Annotated in this window: 21 protein-coding genes and 1 pseudogene; 7 read left to right on the plus strand and 15 right to left on the minus strand. The window is 71.6% G+C overall.

The window, feature by feature from the left end:
• Positions 1 to 217: pseudogene (locus EBH09_RS38505) on the minus strand (hypothetical protein); the annotation flags it as partial.
• Positions 218 to 435: 218 nt separating this feature from the next.
• Here EBH09_RS38505 and EBH09_RS02835 point away from each other — a divergent pair.
• The 3 genes from EBH09_RS02835 (at position 436) to tgmB (ending at position 2,072) form a co-directional block, all read left to right on the plus strand.
• Positions 436 to 759 (plus strand): YkvA family protein, encoded by a 324-nt coding sequence (locus EBH09_RS02835; RefSeq protein ID WP_121746201.1) that lies wholly within the window; start codon positions 436 to 438, stop codon positions 757 to 759.
• Between the two features lie 118 nt (positions 760 to 877).
• The gene (gene tgmA / locus EBH09_RS02840) at positions 878 to 1,069 is read left to right on the plus strand and encodes a putative ATP-grasp-modified RiPP (protein ID WP_121745429.1); all 192 of its coding nucleotides are present in this window, start codon (positions 878 to 880) and stop codon (positions 1,067 to 1,069) included.
• A gap of 16 nt (positions 1,070 to 1,085) precedes the next feature.
• On the plus strand, positions 1,086 to 2,072 hold the full coding sequence (gene tgmB / locus EBH09_RS02845; protein ID WP_121745430.1) for an ATP-grasp ribosomal peptide maturase: 987 nt from the start codon (positions 1,086 to 1,088) through the stop codon (positions 2,070 to 2,072).
• Between the two features lie 55 nt (positions 2,073 to 2,127).
• On the opposite strand, the gene EBH09_RS02850 is transcribed toward tgmB, so the two are convergent.
• On the minus strand, positions 2,128 to 2,343 hold the full coding sequence (locus EBH09_RS02850) for a hypothetical protein (RefSeq protein ID WP_121745431.1): 216 nt from the start codon (positions 2,341 to 2,343) through the stop codon (positions 2,128 to 2,130).
• 108 nt (positions 2,344 to 2,451) lie between these two features.
• On the minus strand, positions 2,452 to 2,937 hold the full coding sequence (locus EBH09_RS02855; protein ID WP_121745432.1) for a hypothetical protein: 486 nt from the start codon (positions 2,935 to 2,937) through the stop codon (positions 2,452 to 2,454).
• 203 nt (positions 2,938 to 3,140) lie between these two features.
• Here EBH09_RS02855 and EBH09_RS02860 point away from each other — a divergent pair, with 203 nt between their 5' ends.
• Positions 3,141 to 4,109 carry a helix-turn-helix domain-containing protein gene (locus tag EBH09_RS02860; RefSeq protein WP_121746202.1) on the plus strand — a complete coding sequence of 323 codons (969 nt, stop codon included), beginning with the start codon at positions 3,141 to 3,143 and terminating at the stop codon, positions 4,107 to 4,109.
• Between the two features lie 60 nt (positions 4,110 to 4,169).
• Here EBH09_RS02860 and EBH09_RS02865 read toward each other — a convergent pair whose 3' ends face one another.
• The 3 genes from EBH09_RS02865 to EBH09_RS02875 form a co-directional block, all read right to left on the minus strand.
• The gene (locus EBH09_RS02865; protein WP_193776080.1) at positions 4,170 to 4,433 is read right to left on the minus strand and encodes a DUF5133 domain-containing protein; all 264 of its coding nucleotides are present in this window, start codon (positions 4,431 to 4,433) and stop codon (positions 4,170 to 4,172) included.
• A 186-nt stretch (positions 4,434 to 4,619) separates the two neighbouring features.
• Positions 4,620 to 5,465 carry an NAD(P)H-binding protein gene (locus EBH09_RS02870; protein ID WP_121745433.1) on the minus strand — a complete coding sequence of 282 codons (846 nt, stop codon included), beginning with the start codon at positions 5,463 to 5,465 and terminating at the stop codon, positions 4,620 to 4,622.
• Positions 5,462 to 5,896 (minus strand): nuclear transport factor 2 family protein, encoded by a 435-nt coding sequence (locus EBH09_RS02875; protein ID WP_121745434.1) that lies wholly within the window; start codon positions 5,894 to 5,896, stop codon positions 5,462 to 5,464. Before EBH09_RS02875 ends, EBH09_RS02870 begins: the two co-directional genes overlap by 4 nt.
• A 111-nt stretch (positions 5,897 to 6,007) precedes the next feature.
• On the opposite strand from EBH09_RS02875, the gene EBH09_RS02880 reads away from it, so the two are divergent.
• Complete coding sequence (locus tag EBH09_RS02880; RefSeq protein ID WP_121745435.1) at positions 6,008 to 6,601, plus strand: TetR family transcriptional regulator; 594 nt, start codon at positions 6,008 to 6,010, stop codon at positions 6,599 to 6,601.
• A 14-nt stretch (positions 6,602 to 6,615) separates the two neighbouring features.
• On the opposite strand, the gene EBH09_RS02885 is transcribed toward EBH09_RS02880, so the two are convergent.
• From EBH09_RS02885 to EBH09_RS02895, 3 genes are all read right to left on the minus strand, one after another.
• Positions 6,616 to 8,385: an ABC transporter ATP-binding protein gene (locus EBH09_RS02885; RefSeq protein ID WP_121745436.1), complete on the minus strand. Its 1,770-nt coding sequence runs from the start codon at positions 8,383 to 8,385 to the stop codon at positions 6,616 to 6,618.
• 208 nt (positions 8,386 to 8,593) lie between these two features.
• On the minus strand, positions 8,594 to 9,142 hold the full coding sequence (locus EBH09_RS02890; protein ID WP_193776081.1) for a hypothetical protein: 549 nt from the start codon (positions 9,140 to 9,142) through the stop codon (positions 8,594 to 8,596).
• A 28-nt stretch (positions 9,143 to 9,170) separates the two neighbouring features.
• On the minus strand, positions 9,171 to 9,749 hold the full coding sequence (locus EBH09_RS02895) for an ATP-binding protein (RefSeq protein ID WP_121745437.1): 579 nt from the start codon (positions 9,747 to 9,749) through the stop codon (positions 9,171 to 9,173).
• Positions 9,750 to 9,929: 180 nt separating this feature from the next.
• On the opposite strand from EBH09_RS02895, the gene EBH09_RS02900 reads away from it, so the two are divergent.
• Together EBH09_RS02900 and EBH09_RS02905 are read left to right on the plus strand one after the other, a co-directional pair.
• Entirely contained in the window at positions 9,930 to 10,157 is a 228-nt protein-coding gene (locus EBH09_RS02900; protein ID WP_114531800.1) for a DUF397 domain-containing protein, read from the plus strand.
• Between the two features lie 142 nt (positions 10,158 to 10,299).
• Entirely contained in the window at positions 10,300 to 11,220 is a 921-nt protein-coding gene (locus tag EBH09_RS02905) for a helix-turn-helix transcriptional regulator (protein WP_121745438.1), read from the plus strand.
• Between the two features lie 89 nt (positions 11,221 to 11,309).
• Here EBH09_RS02905 and EBH09_RS02910 read toward each other — a convergent pair whose 3' ends face one another.
• The 6 genes from EBH09_RS02910 to EBH09_RS02935 form a co-directional block, all read right to left on the minus strand.
• The gene (locus tag EBH09_RS02910; RefSeq protein ID WP_121745439.1) at positions 11,310 to 12,128 is read right to left on the minus strand and encodes an SAM-dependent methyltransferase; all 819 of its coding nucleotides are present in this window, start codon (positions 12,126 to 12,128) and stop codon (positions 11,310 to 11,312) included.
• Positions 12,129 to 12,274: 146 nt separating this feature from the next.
• Entirely contained in the window at positions 12,275 to 13,555 is a 1,281-nt protein-coding gene (locus EBH09_RS02915; protein WP_121745440.1) for an ABC transporter substrate-binding protein, read from the minus strand.
• Positions 13,552 to 14,655: a branched-chain amino acid ABC transporter permease gene (locus EBH09_RS02920; RefSeq protein WP_193776165.1), complete on the minus strand. Its 1,104-nt coding sequence runs from the start codon at positions 14,653 to 14,655 to the stop codon at positions 13,552 to 13,554. The genes EBH09_RS02915 and EBH09_RS02920 overlap by 4 nt, the downstream gene beginning before the upstream one ends.
• 58 nt (positions 14,656 to 14,713) lie before the next feature.
• Positions 14,714 to 15,613, minus strand: a complete 900-nt coding sequence (locus tag EBH09_RS02925; protein WP_121745442.1) for a branched-chain amino acid ABC transporter permease — start codon at positions 15,611 to 15,613, stop codon at positions 14,714 to 14,716.
• Positions 15,610 to 16,410, minus strand: coding sequence for an ABC transporter ATP-binding protein (locus tag EBH09_RS02930; RefSeq protein WP_121745443.1), 801 nt, complete (start codon positions 16,408 to 16,410; stop codon positions 15,610 to 15,612). The genes EBH09_RS02925 and EBH09_RS02930 overlap by 4 nt, the downstream gene beginning before the upstream one ends.
• Complete coding sequence (locus tag EBH09_RS02935; protein ID WP_121745444.1) at positions 16,407 to 17,189, minus strand: ABC transporter ATP-binding protein; 783 nt, start codon at positions 17,187 to 17,189, stop codon at positions 16,407 to 16,409. Before EBH09_RS02935 ends, EBH09_RS02930 begins: the two co-directional genes overlap by 4 nt.
• Between the last annotated feature and the right edge of the window lie 133 nt (positions 17,190 to 17,322).

The following is a 17,322-nucleotide window of genomic DNA, read 5'->3' on the forward strand; positions in this document are numbered from 1 at the left end:
GTGCTGGTTCCTGGAGGACGGACGGCTGGGGCGCGGGCGACTGAGGGGCGGGCGAACGGGCGGCCGAGGGGTGGCCGGTTGACGCCTCGGCGTCGGCTTGCGCGGCCGGCGGACGCACCGGGTGCGTGCCGGTGGCCGTGGTCGTCTCCCCGGTGGGCAGGTCCACGGCGGATATGGCGTACTCGGGAGAACGATGTGATGAAGAGCCGGTAGTCATGATCTCTCCGTGTGGTGGGGGTGCGGCCGCCCTGCGTCCCCGACATGCGACTCGCGCTCTGTGCTGACCATTACTAAGCACGTCCACCGCACCGTGCCACTGGAGTGGGCCACAGGGATGAGAGACCCTCGCGAGCGGACTTGTCGCCGCCCCGAGCGGGCATCCGGGGAGAGGAGCGTGTGCCGAGCGGCACGAGCACGCACCAGGAGGAGGGGCGGGTGGATACGACCACAGTGGTGATCGTCGCGGCGGTGTCGCTCGCGGCGGTCGTCCTCGCGACGGCGGTCGGCGTCCTGGTGCGGCTGGTCCGCACCCGACGGGATCTCAGACGGGCCGGTCTCCCCGCCGGTCCGAGGTGGGTCTTCTGGGGCGCAGTCCTCTACTTGGTACTGCCGACCGACCTGGTGCCCGATCCCGTATACCTGGACGACGTCGGTGTACTGCTGCTCGCCCTGCGCTCGGCGCGCGGCTCTCTCGACGGGCGACGGAGCGCCGCGGACCGGCGTGAAGGCGCCACCCCGCCCCATGACTACGCTGCGTAAGGAAACCAATCACCCGTTCGAGTCGTATAAGTCTCTGGAAGCCGAAGGCAGTCGGCGGACCAGGCGACGGCGCAAGGGACCATCGCCTGCTCGGCGCAGCACCGACCAGGGAGAGACGATGAAACCGTTCGCCCTCAACTACGCACGTCCGGCAGTGGAGTTGGAAGCCACGACTCCGTACGTCTACGACTCCGGGCGGCAGTTGAACGTGCTTCTGGACGGGCGGGCGGCCGCCTGTGACCATGCGCTGCTGAGAGAACTGGGGACCACGACCTCCACCGCGGGGTCGAAGACTCACTTCGACGACTGAACACGGGCCGTCGAGAATGACCGTCTTGATCCTGACCTGTGAAGAGGACGTCACCGCGGACATGGTGGTCGTGCACCTGAACGCGTCGGGAGTCCCGGTGGTCCGCCTGGACCCCGCCGATCTGACCGACTCCGTCGCGCTCTCCGGTGAGTTCGTGCACGGCTCCTTCCGGGGTCATCTGTCCTCGGGGGGCCGCCTGGTGAGCATCGGCGGACTGCGGTCCGTCTGGGTGCGCAGGCCGGGCGGCGCGGCCACGCGGGCCACCGAGCCCTCCGCGTGGCTGACCGAGGAGTCCGGGCAGGCGCTCTACGGCATGCTCCGCGGTTGCGGGGCGCGCTGGATGAACCAGCCCGACGCGGCGCACCGGGCCCGGTACAAGCCCTGGCAGCTGCGTCTCGCCCAGCAGTGCGGGCTGCCCGTGCCGGCCACGCTGATCACGACGTTCCCACGGGCGGCACGCGAGTTCGCCGAGCGCTACCCCGACCTGGTGGTCAAACCCGTCTCGGGCGCCCATCCGCAGGACCCGCCCCTGGCGGTACCGACCAGCAGGGTTCCCCCCGAGGCCGACTTCTCCACCGTCGCCCACGGCCCGACCCTGCTGCAGCGCCGGGTCGCCAAGCGTGCCGACGTCCGCCTCACCGTCGTCGGCGACGAGTTGCTGGCCGCGCGGAAGACGACCCTCGCGGGCTCGGACCCCGACGAGGTGGACGTCCGCTTCACGGCGTCCGCCGAGCCGTGGCGGCCCGCCGAGGTGCCGCCGCGCGTCGCCGAGGCCGTCCGCGCCTACCTCCGCACGGCGGGACTGGCCTACGGTGCCCTCGACTTCGCCGAGGACGGCGACGGAACCTGGTGGTTCCTGGAGTGCAACCAGTCGGGGCAGTTCGGCTTCGTCGAGGTGGACACGGGCCAGCCGATCGCCCGCACCATCGCCGAGTGGCTGGCCCGGCCCGGGCCGGAGGACCCGGTGGACGCGGGCGGCCCCGGCACGGCGGTCGTCGGGTGAGGTGAGGTGCGCCCGCGTCACCGGCGCCCCCTGGAGCCTGTCCGCCGGACAGGCCCTAATGCGGGCGGGGGCCGGGCAGCAGGGCGGTGCGTTGCCAGCCGGCGCCCGGGGACGCCTGCCGTTCGGTGCCGGGCAGGTGGCCGGGTGAGCGCAGTGGGCGCATGACAACCTCCAGCTCCCTGCTCACACGCTCGGCGTCCCGCCGCACCTGCTCGGGGACGTCACCGCGTTCGGCGACGAGTCGGTCGTAGATGGGGGAATCCTGGAACACCCGTCAACGTGCCTTTCGTGTCGTCCGCCCCCGTACGGAGGCGCGACTGAGCAGTCTAGGCGCCCGTTCACCCGGTGGTGCGCATTCCACCCACAAGGTGACGGTGGCTCACGCGCCGGTCGTGGAGCCGGGCCGGACGATCATGAGGACCGTGACCGTGACCCACAGCAGGTTGAACAGGCCGGTGAACATGGCGAGCCGGGCGGTACGGGCGTGCTCGACGGGCTGCCGGTCGGTCAGCTGGTCCAGGAGTTCCTCCTGGCGGGGCAGGACGAAGGCGATCAGGAGGCCGGCGGCGGCCGCGGTCAGCGCGATGGACGTGATGAGCCATGCGTCCCCCAGGACACCCATCGCCGCGGCGGTGGCGAAGCCGAGGACCGGCACCGCGATGCCGAGACCGGCGTAGACCCGGCAGATGCGGTGCAGCAGCCGGACGGTGCCCACGTCCCCGGCGTCCGCTCCGCCCCCGGCCCCCGCGGGCACCGGTACCACCGCACGACGGGCGGCCGGCGGGAACATGCTGGCCGCGACGGTGACGGGCCCGATGGCGATGATGGCGGCCAGGACGTGGAGGGACAGCAGGATCTTGGTCATCGGTCGGGGCTCCGGGAGGCAGTTCGGTCGATGCGGTCGGAGCCACGCTAGAAAGACGGCGGGTGATCGCACAGGGGCTGAAACGACAGCTTCCAACGGAATCTCGCCAATGCCTTCACCAGGACGGATCCGGCGGGACAAGGTGGAGCGAAGGCGTGCGCGGGGGTTCTGCCCACGGCGGGAATCCGCCTATCGTGGCGGTCATGCACTCGGTGGCGATCCTGGTCCTCGACGACGTGGTGCCGTTCGACATGGCGGCGCCCATGCAGGCGTTCGACTGGACGCGGCTGCCCGACGGGCGCAGCCCCTACCGGGTCCGCCTTTGCGCGGAGTCGCCCGAGGTGCGCACGGACGGGCTGGCCCTCCGTATCGACCTGGGCCTGGAGGCGCTGGAGACCGCCGACACGATCATCGTGCCGGGCCGCTCCGAGGAGCACGGCCCGCCCTCGGAACGCGTCCTCGCGGCGCTGCGGCGGGCGGCCGGTGCGGGTACGCGGATCGCGTCGGTGTGCGTGGGCGCCTTCGTCCTCGCGGAGGCCGGGCTGCTGGACGGGCTGCGGGCCACCACCCACTGGATCGCCGCGGCGGAACTGGCCCGCCGCTACCCTCGCGTGGAGGTGCGGCCGGACGTGCTCTACGTCGACAACGGACAAATCCTCACCTCCGCGGGCGCCGCCGCCGGTCTGGACATGTGCCTGCACATGATCCGCCGGGATCTGGGGTCGGCCGTCGCCGCGCACGCCGCCCGGATGTGTGTCATGCCGCTGGAGCGGGAGGGCGGCCAGGCCCAGTTCATCGTGCACGAACGTCCGCCCGTGCCGCGGGGCTCGGACCTGGAGCCGCTGCTGGAGTGGATCGAGGACAACCTGGCCGGTGAGGTAACCCTCGGGGCGATGGCGGCGCGCTCGGGCATGAGCGAGCGCACCTTCAGCCGGCGGTTCCGGGAACAGACAGGCACCACTCCGCTGCAGTGGCTGCTGCGGGCGCGGGTGCGGCGTGCCCAGTACCTGCTGGAGAACGGCGACCACTCGATCGAACGGATCGCGCGGCAGGCCGGGTTCGGCTCCCCCACCGCCTTCCGCGAGCGGTTCCGCCGGGTGGTCGGCACCACTCCGTACGCCTATCGCGCGGCGTTCCACGGGAAGCCGGTCGCGTCGGCGGGCCCCGCGTAGGGCCCGCCTCGGGATCGTCCCGGCTCTTTCGGTCCGAGGCGGGCCCCTGACGTGACGGTGTCACACGGCCAGCGACAGGCCGCTCTCCCCGTCGGGGTCCGCCGCGCGGACGGCGTCCGGGGCCCGTCCCTTGGCGAGCAGCAGCGCGTCCGCCTTCGCCACCGCGTCGTGAATGCTGGTCGTCGCCGTCATCACGCACAGCGTGTAGCTGACGTCCGCCAGCTCCCGCGCCGTCGCCGGCCTTGCCCTCTCCGCCTGAGCGATCCGCAGTGCCGCGTACCGCGTCAGCAACTCCCTGACGACCTTCGGGTCCGGTTCGAGCACGAAGCGCCCCTCTCTCGAGTTTCGCTGCGTATGCCCGTACCCGGCCGAGACAATCAGACCGTGCGCGCTCCTGCTCGCAATTGACGAGAATCCATCGCTTCGTGTCCGACCATCATCGCGAGCGGGCGACGACTTGGTCGAAAAGGGACTGAACGGGCTTGAGCGCCCCGCCCGTTCGCATGCCACTCACCGAGGACCGAGCTCCCGCTCCAGCACCTCCCGAAACCCGTGCGGCGGACGGCCGGTGACACGCCGAACGGTGTCGGTGGTGCGGTCCTCGGCCCCCAGAGCGATGGCACGGTCCATGTCGGCCAGCATCGCGGCGAAGTCCGGCGGCACCAGCTTCGCGAGGCGGTCGCGCGCCTGCTCGCGGGTCAGGCGCCGGTGGACCACGGGCCGGCCGCCGGCCCGGGTGAGGATCGCGGCGATGTCGTCGTGGTCGAGGGCCTCGGGACCGGTGAGGATCAGGTCCTCGCGGGGGGCGTGGCCGTCGGTGAGGGCGCGCACCGCGACGGCGGCGATGTCGTCGGCGTCGACGAAGCCCACGCGGCCGCTTCCGGCGGCCGTCAGGATGGTGCCGTCCTCCCGGACGCTGACGGCGTGGGCGTGGGTACCGGTGAAGTTCTGCATGAACCAGGAGGGCCGCAGCACCGCCCACTCCTCGAACAGGCCGGGGAGGGCACGGTGCACCGCGCCCACCGCCGGGCCACCCTCGGGGACGGCCGAGGAACTGAGCAGCACCGCACGCCGCACGCCCGTCGCACGGGCCCTTCGCAGGAAGGGCAGCATGACCGCGGCCGGGTCCGAGTCACCCGGCGGCGGGACGAGGTAGACGCGGTCGGTTCCGTCGAGCGCCGCGTCGTGCGTGGCGGTGTCGTGCCAGTCGAAACGGACCGGTTCCGCGCCCGGCAGCGGGGTCGCGCGCCGGCTCGCGGCCTTCACACGGTGGCCCGCGGCGATCAGCTGACCGGCGGTGCGGCCGCCCGTCGTGCCGGTGGCTCCGACGACCAGCGTGGTCCCGGTACCGGTCATCGTCCGCTCCCGGTGAAGTCGGTGCCGGGCTCCTGGAGGGTGAGCGGGTTCCAGTAGTCGCGGTAGGAGGTGAACCGCCCGTCCTCGACCGTCACGACGGCGATGTACGTCATGTCGAAGGGCGCGCGGGTCTTCACCACCCGGCCCACGCCGCGCATCTCCACCACGACGGTCCGCTGGTCGGTGGTCTCGTGGATCCGCAGGTCGGGGAAGTCGTGCAGGTCGATGTGGTCGGGATAGGGGCGCATGTAGGCGGCGACGGCCTCCCGGCCCTCCAGCCGCCGGGGCCGGCCCTCGGGGGCGAAGGGGAATTCCATGACTCCGTCGTCGGCCCACAGGCCGACCCAGGCGTCGATGTCCTTGTCCAGCAGGAGCCGGAGGCTGTGGCGGTACAGGTCCGCCGCCGGGGCGGGCGGGGTGGGTGTGGGCATGGATGGGTGCTCCTCCGTCGCATAGAATGCGGACCATCGGTCCGCTTCGAACGATACGGACCGACGGTCCGCTTTGCAACACGCACCGAGCCCGTGCCGGAGGAGACCCCTGTGACCGAGCGCAAGCCCCGCAAGGACGCGGCCCGCAACCGGGCGGCCGTTCTCGCGGCCGCCGACGCCCTCTTCGTCCGCTGCGAGCGCCCGGACGACGTGACCATGGCGGACGTCGCGGCGGCGGCCGGTGTCGGCAAGGGGACGCTCTTCCGTGCCTTCGGCGACCGGACCGGACTGATCAAGGCGCTGTACGAGGCACGGCTGGAACCGATCGAGGAGGCCGTCACGGCGGGTCCGCCACCGCTGGGCCCCGGCGCTCCCCCGCCGCAGCGCGTCCTCGCCGTGCTCGACGCGCTCCTGTGCTTCAAACTCGACAACCGCCGCCTCGCACTGGCCCTGGAGAGCACCGGCGGCGACAGCCCTTACGGGGCGGCGCACTACGGGCGCTGGCACACCCTCCTGCGCACCATGCTGGAGCAGGTTCCCGGTCTCGCCGACGGCGACTTCGCGGCCCACGCGCTGCTCGCCGCCGTCCGGGCCGACCTGGTCGAGCACCTGGCCGGCCCGCAGGACGTGCCGCGCGAGAGGATGCGGGCCCAACTGGCGGACTTCACCGGCCGGGTACTGGGCGCCGCCCCGGCCGGGACCTGAGCCGCCGGACCCGTTCAGGCGGCCTGGCCGCTGTGCAGTGCCGCGTACGCCCCTCCCCTGCCCAGCAGTTCCTCGTGGGTTCCGGTCTCCTGGATCCGGCCCTCGCCCATCACCACGATCCGGTCCGCCCCCCGCACGGTGGACAGCCGGTGCGCGACGACGAACGTGGTGCGCCCGCGCAGGAGCCTGGCCAGGGCCTGCTGCACGAGCGCCTCCGAACGGGTGTCCAGCGCCGAGGTGGCCTCGTCAAGGATGAGCACCCTTGGGTCCCGGATCAGCGCGCGGGCGATGGCCAGGCGCTGGCGCTGACCGCCGGAGAGCCGTGCGCCGTGCTCTCCCACCAGGGTGTCGAGTCCCCGCGGCAACCGGTCGACGAACTCCAGCGCGTTGGCGTCGCGCAGGGCCGCGCGCACCGCCGCCTCGTCGGCGTCGTCCATGCCGTAGGCGACGTTCTCCCGGATCGTGCCGTCGAAGAGGACGGACTCCTGCGGCACCACCGAGACGAAGCGCCGGTACGTGCGCAGGTCGAGGGTGGTCATGTCGGTTCCGTCGAGCAGCAGCCGGCCCGCGGTCGGCCGCAGGAAGCCGATGACCAGGTTGAGGACGGTGGACTTGCCGGCGCCGGACGCGCCCACCAGCGCGATGGTCTCGCCGGGTCGGACCGCGAGCGTGAAGTCGCTGACAGCGGGCCGCCCGTCGCTCTCGTAGAGGTGCCCGACGCCCTCGAAGGTGACGGCGCCGCGCAGCGAGGTGAGCTCCGCCTTCCCCTCGTTGTCCTCCAGCTCGGGGGCCTGGAGCACCTCGCCGACCGAACGGACGGACTCCAGCCCTTTGGTGATGACCGGCGCCAGCCCTGCCAACGTTGTCGTGGAGCCCGTGAGGGTGGTCAGGAAGGCGCTGAGCATGACGACGTCGCCGGCGGTGACGCCCCAGACGTCGTGGTACGAGACCAGCGCGGCGCCCGCGAGGACCAGTACGCCCACCACGTTGAGCACGACCCAGGACAGCGAGCCGAAGCGGCCGTTGACCAGGTCGAGGCGGTTACCGGAGGTCAGCAGGCGGTCCAGGGTGCCGTCCATGCGGCGCAGCGCCTTGCCCTCCAGGCCGTGGGCTCGGGTGACCGGGATGAGCCGGGTCATCTCCGTGACCCTGGAGGACAGGGTCTCGACCTCGTGGCGGAAGTGCTCGTTGTGGCTGCGCAGCCGGGCGCGGAGCCGGGCCACGAGAAGGGATGCGGCGGGTACGACGACGAGGAAGACGGGTAGGAACTCCGGCGTGCGAACGGCGATGATGATCAGGCCGCCGGTGAGGACGGTGAACGCGCCCAGCCCTGTCTCCGCGGTCTGCTGCACCATCTGCTCCACCGTCTCCACGTCCCGGACTACCTTGGCCTGCAGGACGCCGGCGCTGACGCGCGAGTGATAGCCGATGGAGAGCTGCTGCATGCGGGTGCACAGCGCGGAACGCAGGGCGGTGCCCATGCGGCGCACACTGCCGTACAGGAGACGGACGTACAGCAGGTGCAGCGGGTAGTTGACCACCAGGATGAACATGATGATCCCGGTACTGGTCCACAGGTCGCCGATCGGTCCGTGCTGGACGACGGTGTCGATGATCGACGCGGTGATGAGGGGCAGCAGCCAGACGGGACTGTGCTTGACGGTGAAGACCGCGACCGCCCCAGCCAGACGGCGGCGGTCGGCGCGGAAGAGGTAGACGAGCGTCCGTATCGGGTGTTCGCCCCGGTAGCGGTGATCGAGTGGCTTTTCGGGCGGCGACGCCATCGGCGTGGTCCTCCTGGTGACCGAGTGGAGCAAGCGCTTTCATCCCGCGCTTTCCTACCCCGTCGCCGAGGAGTACGCCATACCGTTCCGAAGGCCGGAACGCCCCCGCGCCCGTACGCCCGTACACCCGTGCGTCGGTGCGTCGGTGCGTCGGTGCGTCGGAGGGAGACCCGCGCCTTCTCCCCCGTGGAGGGCGCGGGTCTCGGTCTCAGTCCCCGAGTGTGCGGGCCAGTTCGGTCGTGGCCCGCGCGATCTCGCTGTCGCCCTCGGCCAGCAGCCGCTCCAGCCCGTCCCGACGGGCGCGGACGGCCTGCCGCGCCGCGCGCTCCCATGCCACGGGGTTCTCCCGGTGGTTGAGCAGTTTCGGGTAGGCGGTGGCGGTGGTCTCCCACTGGCGGGCGTCGGCGATGTTCTTGAGCAGTTGAATGATCTGCGCCCGGCAGCTCACCTGGGGCCGCTGCGCCAGTTCCCACAGGAAGGGGACGGTCGCGGCGGTGGCCTGTTCGACGACGAAGCCGTACTGGCAGATGCGTTCCCGCAGATCGACGAGGGCTGCACGGGCGGTCTCGGCGTCCCCCAGGGCGACCTTGCGCAGCAACCGGGGAATGGCCGCTGCGGAGCCGCTGGAGTCCTGGATCTCACTCCAGGGCACGCCGTCCAGCCCCGCGAGGGGACCGGCGGCCCGGGACGATCCGGGCGGCTGCGTCTGACGGTCGGTGCGCCGGGTGCTCGGGTCGGGTTTCGGAGCGCTGCGCATGGTGTGGGGCCCTTCCGCGGCAGTCGGGTCAGGTGAGGGAGCGGGTCGACAACTTGACCCAGACGGTCTTGCCCGCAGGAGGCCTCGGGGTCCAGCCCCATTCCTCGGCGAGGGCGTCGACGATGCACAGGCCGCGTCCGTGCTCTTGGAGGTCGGAGATTCCGGACGGGGCGAACACGGGCGCGTTGTCCCCGGGGTCGGAGACGGTCAGCGTCAGGTGGTCGGAGTCCAGGGCGAGCCCCAGCCTGACCTCTGGCGCGCCGGCCGCCGCCGACGGCACCGCATGCCTCACGGCGTTGGAGACGAGCTCGGTGATCACGAGGACCGCGTCGTCGGCGTGCCGGTCCAGGGACCAGCCGCTCAACGTGTCCCGGGTGAAGACCCGGGCCCGGGCGAACCCCTCCCCGCTGCACGCGACGCGCAGTACGGCGGATACGGGTGGGCCGCCTGGGCCGTGGTGCTTCGCGTGGGAGGCGGGGAACGGCCACTCGTCGCGGCCGGCGGCCGGTCGCGCCGCACGCGGGAGCTGTCCGTACCGGCTCGCCGCGCCTGCCTCCGACACGGGTTCACCGGGCGACCGGAGCGTTGGATGCGCAGGTGACGACACGGCATCTCCCTGATGCGACGTCAGAACAGGGCGCCGACCGAGGGGTTGACGCCACGGCTATTATCCACGCTGACAGCGCTCGCGTGCAATTGCACGGGAAATTGCGCGAAAAAAATCGGACGGGAGCGCACGGGGACCGACGGGACTCGGTCCGCTCCCCCGAACGGCAAGGAGACCGCGGTGCCACCAGTGCGCAACGGAGTGCAGGCCAGCCTGTTGGACGCCTGCTGGAAGAAGAGTCGGCACAGCAACGCCGAGGGCAACTGCGTCGAGGTGGCCCTCGTGGACGGAGGCATCGCGATGCGCAACTCCCGTGATCCGGACGGCCCCGCCCTCGTCTACACCTCCGCGGAGGTGGCCGCCTTCCTGGCCGGGGCGAAGGAGGGCGAGTTCGACCACCTGCTGTGAAGCGTGGCCGGGAGCGGTCGGCGAGGCGGGCGGCCAACGTGAAGCGGAGGCCAACTACCCGTTTTCCACTGGCCGATGCGGCGGGCACATGCGAGATGAGATAGTGTGGTTTCTCAAGTCTGCCGGTCTGCTGGGAGTCAGGATGTCCGCCGCATCGCATCGCCTCTCCCGTCTCGAACCCTATCTGGACCGGGCCGAGCCGGCTCCGACCCTGCTGAAGATGCTCGTCGGTGTTCAGCTGGCGGGCTTCCGCGAGGACGCCGACCTGTCCCAGGAACAGGCGGCACGCGACATCGGGTTCAGCCCGGCGAAGCTCTCCCGCATCGAGTCGGGCAAGGGCCGCAAACCTCCGACGGAGACAGATGTCCGCGCGCTCCTGGAGCGGTACGGCACCGACGCCTACGAGGCCTCGGTGCTGGTCAAGCTGTTGCAGCGGGCCGGCGAACCGGGCTGGTGGCAGCGGTACGACAAGCGCCTCATGCCCGAGTGGTTCGACCGTCTGGTCGGACTCCAGGAGGCCGCGGCGACCATCCGCACCTTCGAGATCCAGTACGTCCCCGGACTGCTCCAGACCGCGGACTACACCCGGGCCGTGGTCGAGCGGGGTCTGCCCAACGCGCCTGCCGGCGAGGTCCAGCGGCGTGTCGAGCTGCGTATGCGCCGTGCGGAGCTGCTGCGTCGCGGTGACGCGCCTCAGTTGTGGGCGATCATCGACGAGTCCGTGCTGCTGCGGGTACTGGGCAGCCGTCAAGTCATGCGCGAACAGCTCGCGCACCTCGTCGAGATGGCCGGACAGCCCCATGTGACGCTGCAGATCGTGCCACTGGACGTGACGAACGCGTCGGCACCCGCGATCCCGGTCACCTATCTGCGTTTCGGCGGCATCGACCTGCCCGACGTGGTCTACCTGGAGCACATCAAGAGCGCCAACTTCCTCGAGGACCGCGACGAGACCGAGGAGTACCGGGTCGCGCTGGACCGCCTGGCCGACGAGGCACTCACTCCGCGCGAGTCACTGGAACTGCTGCGCGAGGCGATGGCGCAGCGCTACGCCCAGAAGTAGCGGCGCGAAAGAGGAAGTAGCGAAAAGGGGAAGCTGCGGCGCGAAGGAGAAGGGCCGCACGGTAGCGCGCGGCCCGGATGCTCTCTCCGCTAGCGGATGCGTCCCAGACCGCCGAACTCAATCCACTCGTCGGTGAGTTGGCGCGGAGCCACCTCACTGTCCGGACGCCAGGTGGAGACCTCCACCAGACCCGGCTCCAGGATCTCCATGCCCTCGAAGTAGGCCTCGACGTCCTTGGGCTCGCGGACTCGGCCCCAGCGCCCCTGCGTCGCCTGGTCCATGAAGGCCGTGACGGACTCCCGCACCTCGGCGTCGTCACTGACCAGCTGACACATCACGGCGTAGCTACCGGGCACCAGTCGCTCGGTGACGCGGCGGATCACGGCCGTCGGGCCGTCGGTTTCGCTGTCCGGAATGCAGTGGAAGACCGAGTTGAACAGCACGGCCACCGGCTGCGAGAAGTCGATCAGGCGCTGGGTGTCCGGGTGGGAGAAGATCTCCTCCGTCGAACGCATGTCGGCGTGGATGACGGCGGTCCGGTCGTTCTGGTCGAGCAGCGCACGGCCGTGGACCAGCACCATCGGGTCGTTGTCGACGTAGACGACACGGGACTCGGGGGCGATTCGCTGCGCGACCTGGTGGACGTTGTCCTGCGTGGGCAGGCCGGAGCCGTGGTCCAGGAACTGGCGGATGCCGTAGTCCTCCGCGAGGGTCCTGACGACCCGCTGCAGGAAGCGCCGGTTGTTCAGCGCGAGCCGACGAGTGCTGGGGACGACCTTGTCGAGTTCCCCGACCGCCGCCCGGTCGGCCGCGTAGTTGTCCTTGCCGCCGAGGTAGTAGTCGTACATACGTGCTGCCGTTGGCACGTTGGCGTCGATCTCCGTGGACAACTGCTTGTCGGCTTGCATCGTTCCCCCAGCTCTGTACCGCGCCAACTGCACTGGCCTGACCGAGAGTACATCCTAGAGACCCGGCGGTCCGGGAAACCAGTACGCGGATCAGGTGGCCGCCAAGACGACTGCGGGACAGTCGAGTTGACGGCCACCCACCTCGGTCAGCCGCGTCCGGCCAGGTACGCGTCGACGCCGGGCGCCTTGTGGGCCTCCTCCACCCCGACCAGGCCGCCGGCCGCCTTGGCGTCGGGCTTCAGCACGTAGGTGGACCGGCTGGCCGGCTCGGTCACCAGGGTGAAGTTCTGCGGGGTGCCGAGGCCGGTGTCGGCGTTCTTCTGCGAGCGGTGCGCCTTGACCACGTCCTGTCGGGTGAGGCTGCCTCCCTCGCACGCCTTCTTCAGATCGGCACCCATCAACTGGGCGGCGTTGTAGCCCGAGAGCACGCCGGAGTCGACCGGCTCGCCCGGGTACTTCTTGTTGTAGGAGGCGACCATCTTCTTGACGCCGGGCAGGTCGGAGCTGACCGCCGGTGCGGCGCTGACCACGTGGACCATGGCCTCCAGCGCCGGCGCCGCGGGCGTCTTCATCAGCTGCGGGGAGTATCCGGGAGCACTGCTGACGATCGGCACCTTCAGGCCCCGGGCGGCGGCCACGCCGGCGAGGGAGGCGGTCTGGGCGGGGCCCGCGCTGATCAGGATCGCCTTCACCCCGGCCTTGCTCAGTGCCGACACCTGCGCGGTCAGATCGGTGTCCGTGGCCTTGATCTTCTGACCCACCACCTTCATCCCCGCCTGCTCCGCGGCCCACTCGGAGCCCTCCAGCGCGTTGGCGCCGTAGTCGCCCTCGAAGTACACGTGGCCGATCGTGTCGCCCTTGGCGATCTTCTTGGTGCGGGTGAGGAAGTCGACGGCGGCGATCATGTCGACGTCGTAGGTCGTGCCGAGGACCTGGACGGGGTCCATCCCGAGCAGGGAGGCGGCCCAGGCCTGCGGGAAGGTCAGCATGTGGTCCCGCTCGATGTCGTCGAGCAGGGCCGCGACCACCGGCGAGCCGATGACCTGCGGCAGGGCGACGACGTCCGGGGAGATGTCGGCGTAGGCGGTGACCGCCTTCTGCACGTCGTAGCCGTGGTCCTTGACGACGATCTCGACCTTGCGGCCGCAGATGCCGCCCGCGGCGTTGGTCTCGTCGGCCCACATCTGCTGGGCCTGCACGATGCTCTTGCCGAGGGTGGCGTAGGGGCCGGTGAGGTCGGTCAGCGCGCCCAGCTTGATGGCCTTGTCGCTGACTCCGGGGCCGGCCTTGACGCCGTCGGCGGCGTCGTCGGTGGACCCGCCGTCCCCCTTCGTGCTGCATGCGGTGCCCGCGAGCAGCACGGCGGCCAGTGCCGCGGCCAGGGCGGCGGTCCGGGTGGTGCGGGGCCTGGAGTGCGTGACGTTCACGGGGTGTGCTCCTTGGTTCGTGCGGCGTTGGCGGTGGTGGCGGGAGGCCGGGACGTGGGCCCGGCGCCGGGAGGGCCGGTGTCGGGCGACTTGCGGCGCAGGCGGGCGCGGGTCCGGCGGGCCAGTCCGTGCAGGCCGTCCGGGGCGTAGAGCAGGATCACGACGATCGCCGCGCCGTAGAGGTAGCGGGAGGCCTCGGTCGGGCCGATCGAGCCGTCACCGGAGCCCGGGGTCGCCACCAGCGGCAACTGGTCGGCGTAGCGGGTCATCAGCAGGGGCAGCGCGGTGACGAAGACGGCGCCGGCGGTGGCGCCCGCCACCGACCCGAGGCCGCCGATGACGATCATGGCGAGGTAGTCGACGGAGAGGAGGAGGGAGAAGTAGTCGGGCACGACGCGGCGGAAGGAGAGCGCGAGGAGGACTCCGGCCAGGCCCGCGTACATCGAGGAGACGACGAACGCGGCCGAGCGGTACCGGGCCACGTGCACGCCCATCACGGATGCCGCGGTCTCGCTGTCGCGCAGCGCCACCAGGGCGCGTCCGGGGCGCCCGCGCAGCAGTCCGCGCGCGGTGAACCAGGTCAGCGCGAACAGGACGAGTCCCAGGTACCAGAGCCGTTCCTCGGCGCCGAACGGCACGCCCAGGACCGTCAGTTCCGGGTCGGTCTCGGCGAAGGTGAAACCGCCGATCTCCAGAGGCGGCACCGAGCGTCCGTTGAAACCGCCGGTGACGGAGTCGGCGGTGAGCAGGACGTGGTGGCCGAGGAAGACCAGGGCGAGGGTGGCCACGCCGAGGTAGACGCCCTTCACCCGGCCGGCGACGGGGCTGAACAGGCCGCCCGCGGCTCCGGCGAGCAGCACGGCGAGGACGGCGGCGACGGCCGGCGGCAGCCCCGGTCCGGGCTCGCCCGCCAGCCATACGTATCCGTAGGCGCCGACGGCTAGGAAGAACGCGTGCCCGAGGGAGAGCTGTCCCGCGGTACCGCTGAGCAGGCCGAGCCCGACGGCGCCGATGGCCGCGGCCATGGAGAACAGGCCGATGCGCAGCCAGAAGGCGTCCAGGTAGAAGGGCAGGGCGCACAGGAGGAGGGCGGGCAGCAGGAGCCGGCCCTGCTTGAGGAGCCCGCCGCGCTCGAGGAGAGTGCTCTTCTTGAGAAGGTCAGACACGTGCCGCTCCCTTCGCCGCGAAGAGTCCGGCGGGGCGCACCAGCAGGACCAGCACCATCACGGCGTACGGGGCGACGTCGCCGAAGCCCTCGCCGAGGACGTGCAGTTCGGACTGGTAGCCGGCGACGAAGGCCTCGGTGAGGCCGATCAGCATGCTGCCGACCAGGGCGCCGACCGGGGAGGCCATGCCGCCGAGGATGGCCGCCGGGAACGCCTTCAGGGCGATCTGCCCGGTGGTGCGCTCCAGTCCCGGTGCGGGGAAGGCGACCAGGAAGACCGCGGCGAGCGCGGCGAGTCCGCCGGCCAGGCACCAGGCGACGGTGCGTACGCGGGTCAGCCGTACGCCCATGAGGGCGGCGGCCTCACCGTCCTCGGCCGCCGCGCGCAGCGACAGGCCCCAGGGGGTGAAGCGGAAGAGGGCGAAGGCGCCGCCGATGGCCATCGCGGACACCAGGATCGCGGCGATGCGGCTGTCGGCGACGGTCACCGGGCCCAGGTCGCTCACCGAGTTGCCCCAGGGGTCGCCGAGCGGCAGCAGGTCACCGCCGATCCGCCGGGCCAGGTCGGTGACCAGGACGATGTCTATGCCGATGGTGACGATGGTCTGGACGTGGGCGGCGTGCGGGTCGGTCCCCCCGACCCGCTGGAGCACCAGCCGGTCCAGCGCTCCGGCGACGGCGGCCGTCACGAGGACCGCCACGGCCAGCGCCCCGGCGAAGCCGATGTCGTCGTGGAGGACGGCGACGAGGTACCCGCCGAGGAGCAGGAGCGAGCCGTGGGTGAAGCTCAGCACGCCCGACGCCTTGAAGATGGTGACGAAGCCGAGGGCGATCAGGGCGTAGACGGACCCCAGGGCGAGGCCGTTGAGGAGGTTGTCGAGGAAGCCGGTCATGCCGCGTCCTCCCCGGTGGTGCCGGAGCCGAGGTAGGCGCGCAGCACCTCGGGGTCGCGCCGGACCTGGTCCGGGGTGCCGTGGGCGATGGCCTTGCCGAAGTCGAGGACGGTGACCTCGTCGGCGAGCCGCATGACCAGTCCCATGTCGTGCTCGACCAGCACGACGGACAGACCGAGTTCGGCGCGGATCTCCCGGACGACCTCGGTCATGCGGGTGCGTTCGGCGGCGTTCATGCCGGCCACCGGTTCGTCGAGCAGCAGTACACGGGGCTCCAGACAGAGGGCGCGGGCGAGTTCGACCCGCTTGCGGTCGCCGTAGGACAGCAGGGCGACGGGTGCGTCGAAGTGGGCGCCGAGACCGGTGAGTTCGGCGATCTCGCGGGCTTTGGCGAGGTGTTCGCGCTGTTCGCGCACGGCACGCGGCAGACGCAGGGCGCTGGCGGCGAAACCGGCCCGGGACAGGGCGTGGCGGCCGAGCATCAGATTGTCGGCGACGGTGCCCTGGGTGGTGACGATGTTCTGGAAGGTGCGGGCCACGCCGAGAGCGGCGATCCGGTGCGGGGCCAGCCGGGTCAGCTCGGCGTCGCCGAGCCGGACGGTGCCGGCGGTGGGCCGGTACAGCCCCGACAGGACGTTGAAGCAGGTGGACTTGCCCGCGCCGTTGGGGCCGATGACGGCGTGCACCGTACCCGGGGCGACGGTGAAGGAGACGTCGTCGAGGGCGACGAGGCCGGCGAATCGCACGGTCACGTTCCGGACCTCGAGCGCGGGGGGTGCGGCGGTGCGGGTGGTCACGCGGCCCCCTGACCGTCAGTGGTGTCGCCCAGGTAGAGACGGCGTACGGCGTCCGTCCGCGCGAGTTCTTCGGCGGCGCCGGACAGCCCTATCTCGCCGACGTCCAGGACGTAGGCGTGTTCGGCGAGGGACAGCGCCATACCGGCGTTCTGTTCCACGAGGAGTACGGCGGTGCCCTGGGTGTTGATCTCGCGGACGACCTCGGCGATGCGGTCCACCATCATCGGGGCGAGTCCGAGGGAGGGTTCGTCGAGGAGGAGCAGGCGGGGTGCGGCCATCAGGGCGCGGCCGATGGCGAGCATCTGCTGCTCGCCGCCGGACAGCAGGCCGGCGGCCTGCCGGGTGCGCTCGGCCAGCCGCGGGAAGAGCGTGAAGACCCGCTCCCGGGCCTCACGGACCTGGGCCGGGGCACGCCGGCCCAGGCCGAGCCCGCCGGCCCGCAGGTTCTCGTCGACGCTGAGTCCGGCGAACACCCGCCTGCCCTCGGGTACCTGCACGACTCCGGCGCGTACGGCGGCGACCGGGTCCCGGCCGTCCAGGGCCGTGTCGCCGTAGCGGACGCGGCCTGCCGTGATCGCGCCGCGGTGCAGGCGCAGTGTGCCCGACACGGCCCGCAGCAGCGTCGTCTTGCCGGCGCCGTTGGCGCCGAGCAGCGCGACGACGCCGCCGTGGGGGACGGTCAGGGACACGGAACGGAGGGCGGACAGTGCGCGCCCGTACTTCACGTCGAGGCTCTCGACGTGCAGGGCGGGCTCGCCGTCCGGTGGTGCTGCGGGCATCGCGGCTCCTTGGGACCGTGCCGAGGCCGGCACGGTGACGGGAAAGGGGGAGCTCACGACAGCACGCACGCCGGTGCCGGTACAGAGCCACGGCCTGGGTCGCTGCGGCGTCCCAGTCCCGGGCCGAAGAGTC

This window comes from Streptomyces sp. E2N166 (assembly GCF_003671715.1).
In the GTDB taxonomy this organism is placed as follows: domain Bacteria; phylum Actinomycetota; class Actinomycetes; order Streptomycetales; family Streptomycetaceae; genus Streptomyces; species Streptomyces thinghirensis.